Origin of the sequence: Pseudomonas sp. UM16 (genome assembly GCF_050312595.1) — a bacterium.
Taxonomy (GTDB): domain Bacteria; phylum Pseudomonadota; class Gammaproteobacteria; order Pseudomonadales; family Pseudomonadaceae; genus Aquipseudomonas.
In genome coordinates, this window is sequence record NZ_JBNPJT010000039.1 from 1 (window position 1) to 3332 (window position 3332).

At 47.4% G+C, this 3332-nt stretch carries 3 protein-coding genes and 1 pseudogene; all 4 read left to right on the forward strand.

Translation table 11 applies throughout. From position 1 onward, the window contains the following. Nucleotides 1-602, forward strand: a pseudogene (locus ACQRAX_RS25365) (hypothetical protein); the annotation flags it as partial. Between the two features lie 14 nt (nucleotides 603-616). Continuing rightward, on the forward strand, nucleotides 617-901 hold the full coding sequence (locus tag ACQRAX_RS25370; RefSeq protein WP_412041611.1) for a hypothetical protein: 285 nt from the start codon (nucleotides 617-619) through the stop codon (nucleotides 899-901). Between the two features lie 7 nt (nucleotides 902-908). Further along, nucleotides 909-1940, forward strand: coding sequence for a zonular occludens toxin domain-containing protein (locus ACQRAX_RS25375; protein WP_412041610.1), 1032 nt, complete (start codon nucleotides 909-911; stop codon nucleotides 1938-1940). A gap of 37 nt (nucleotides 1941-1977) precedes the next feature. Further along, nucleotides 1978-3237 carry a hypothetical protein gene (locus ACQRAX_RS25380; RefSeq protein WP_412041609.1) on the forward strand — a complete coding sequence of 420 codons (1260 nt, stop codon included), beginning with the start codon at nucleotides 1978-1980 and terminating at the stop codon, nucleotides 3235-3237. Nucleotides 3238-3332: the final 95 nt, after the last annotated feature.

Consider the following 3332-nt stretch of genomic DNA (forward strand, 5'->3'; position numbering starts at 1 on the left):
CCTCTTCGGTACAGGCTGGTACCTGCTATCTTAATAAAGGCTCTACTAGTACTGGATTCTGTAACTTTCACATAGGGCACAATTCAGTTTCTCCCACTTGTACAAGTGATTCAGGATATGCGGCCAGTCAGGTCGGTGACTCTACATCTACCGATTCGACTGAGCCAGTTGATCCAGGTCAGCCCGGTGACGGCGATGATGGTTCTGATGGTGGTTCTGGCGGAGACAATGGTAATACAGGCGGCAGTGACGGTTCGGGTGGTGATTTCGATGGTGAGCTTTCGTTTGTAAGCCCTGGTTCTTTAGATGCAGGAACTGTATTCGACAATGAGCGTAATAAGGTTCACTACAAATCCTTTGTTTACAGTATGCAAACCACCTTTGATGAGTCTGGTTTCGGAAAGGCATTAACCAGTTTCCAGGCAGGTTTATCTGAGAGTGCAGGGCAGGGTGTATGCCCAGTGGCTGATATAACTATTTTCCAAACCGTTGTGTCGATTGATGCTCACTGCACTCTGTTTACGTTGATTTCTCCTATATTGACCGTTGTTTTTGCTGCCGCTTGGTCAGTGTTGGCCTTGCGCATTGTACTTTCCGCTTAATTTGGAAAATTTTTATGACTGCTTTCGCTGAATGGCTGTTGGGAATAATCCAAGACATTTTGCAGTTTCTTGCTGATCTGCCTGTTGCTATAGCCGGATGGCTTTGGGAGGCGCTTCTGTTTCTTCTCAGCAGTGACTACATCGTAGCCGTTATCGAACATGGCAGCCTTCTTTTTTCACAAATTGATCCGTCTGTTTGGTACTTCATGAGCATCTTTCAGATTCCCTTTGGCATAACGGTTATTTTAGCCGCTTATGTTCTGCGCTTTACTATTCGCAGACTGCCCTTCATTGGATGATTAAGAAATGGCTATTCATGCATATGTCGGCAAACCAGGTCACGGAAAGAGTTATGGCGTGGTCGAGCATGTCGTTATACCTTCGCTAAAGCAAAATAGGCATGTTTACACTAATATTCCGTTGTGCGCTGACAAGCTTCTTGCTTTGTTTGGCGGTAACATTACGCAATTGCCATCTAATTGGTTTGAGATTGAAGATCTGGGCGACATTCTTCCCCCAGGTGCAGTTGCCGTTATTGACGAATGTTGGCGTCGCTGGCCTTCTGGCCAAAATGTTAATCAGGCAAAGCTTGCCGACAAATCTTTACTTGCCGAGCATAGGCATCGTGTCGATACCAAAAACAATTCTATGCGTATTGTTTTGGTCACCCAAGACCTTGCCCAAATATCTTCGTGGGTTCGATTGCTTGTTGAAACCACTTTTCGTATTCGAAAATACAATAAGAAATCCTATAAAGTTGATGTTTACCAAGGCTCAGTTACTGGGGACGCGCCACCCCGCTCGAAACTTGTAAGTAGTCAGCCGGGACGTTTCAATAAGGAGATCTTTACATACTACCAATCTGCAACTCTTTCTCAGTCTGGCATGGTAGGTGATGAGTCTTCTGCTGATTCAAGGGCAAGTATATTAAGATCGCCTGCACTTTGGGCCTGCATGGCTGCTGTTTTTATTCTGTTTCCGCTTGGTGTTGCTGGTGTATACCGCTTTTTCGCTTCTTCCCCTTCTTCAATCGGTTCTCATTCCAACAAAGAAGTTCCTGCACACTCTGTACCTCCTGAACCACCGTTATCCACTTCTTGGCGCTTGGTTGGCTTTGTACATCCCTCAAGGCCAGATCCCAATTCCAAAGCTATTTCAGAGGCTTTAGCTTTAATATCTGATACCAATGGCAATACACGCTATATTTCGTTTTCCCATTGTAGATATGTTGCCGATTTTACAGAGGCTTATTGCATGGTGGATGGCATGAAGATTACCGGCTGGGCCTTAAAAAAGACCATCCCCATTGTTGGTGGATTGATTGGGGGAGGGGGTTAGCGTAGCGCTGACACCGCCCCCAAACAATCCACAAATCATGGACATTGACGTTATGAACATCTGTAAATCTATTAGCCGTTTCTTTATCGCTGCTTTTTTCTCGGCGATTATCAGTCAATCTTTTGCGGAGGACGGCCCGCAATCTTTGACATTCGATTTTCAAACCATTCAAGTCTCTGCTGCCTTGCAGCTTCTTGCTGATTACCGAGGACTGAATCTTGTCCTTGGCGAGGGTATCAGCGGCTCATTGTCCATGCGCATGAAAGATGTTACCTGGAATGAAGCCATTGAGTTTGTTGCCAGTCCTCGTGGCTTGCTTTATACAGTCGATGGAAAATTCCTTTATGTGAGCCTTTATCCGCGTACTAATCCTGAGCCTGCGGCATATGAGGCGTACTCTAATGGTCCTATGGCCTCGACTGCGGCCTCCAACCCGTCTTACAAGGTCTCCGTATTGAAGGTTAGAAATATTCCTTCGGTTGATGCCATAAAGGCATTTCCTTTGGATCAAGGCGAGAGTTTGAACGCGGAAGAAGGCTCGTCAGTTATTGTTGCGCGCATGCACAGCGAGCGTTTGTCTGAACTGCGCCAGTACCTCGATGCCGTAGATTACTCTCGAAAGCAAGTAATGATTGAGGCTCGAATTGTTGAGGTAGATCGTTCTTATACTAAGAACCTTGGCGTCCAGTGGAATACATCTGTAGGTAGCGGCGCTGGCACTTTGATTGGGAGTGTGCCTTTGGGTTTAACACCAGCAGCTATTGCCGGTTTCGGCATTACGTCCAGGTCGTTCAATCTAGATGCCGAGCTTGATGCTATGGAACAAGCAGGAAAAGGCCGTGTGATATCAAGCCCGCGCGTATACACGACGGATAGACATCAGGCGAAGATCATTAAAGGTTCCCAGGTTCCTTATCAGCAATCTGCTGGTGACGGAGCCACGTCCGTGTCTTTTAAAGAGGCTGCGTTGTCACTCGATGTGATGCCGCTTGTAAACGACCAGGGCGTGCTCCTGGACGTAGTTTTGAGCAAGGATGAGCCTGATTACTCCAAAGCCATGAACGGGGTGCCGCCGATCAACACAACGTCGCTGACGTCGCGCGTGTTCTCGGGCTTTGGGAAGACGATCGCGTTGGGAGGCGTGTATTCGGATGCTGACAGCACGGTCGTGCGTAGCGTGCCATTCTTTGGGCAGATCCCAGGATTGAAATGGCTGTTCAACAGCACGTCGACAGTGAAGACGCAAACCGAGCTGGTGTTGTTCCTGACGCCGCGGCTGGTCGACGCTGGTATATAACTATTCTAAATAGTCATTTAGCGTAGTTAGACGTTTTAGTGCTGAAAAGTAGGCTACCACCGCCCTGGAACGAAATCCAGGGGTGCGCATAATGT

Bases quoted from the DNA above. Each gene is read 5' to 3' on its own strand.
- ACQRAX_RS25370 (WP_412041611.1), top strand. From the start codon at position 617: ATGACTGCTTTCGCTGAATGGCTGTTGGGAATAATCCAAGACATTTTG.
- ACQRAX_RS25375 (WP_412041610.1), top strand. From the start codon at position 909: ATGGCTATTCATGCATATGTCGGCAAACCAGGTCACGGAAAGAGTTAT.
- ACQRAX_RS25380 (WP_412041609.1), top strand. From the start codon at position 1,978: ATGGACATTGACGTTATGAACATCTGTAAATCTATTAGCCGTTTCTTT.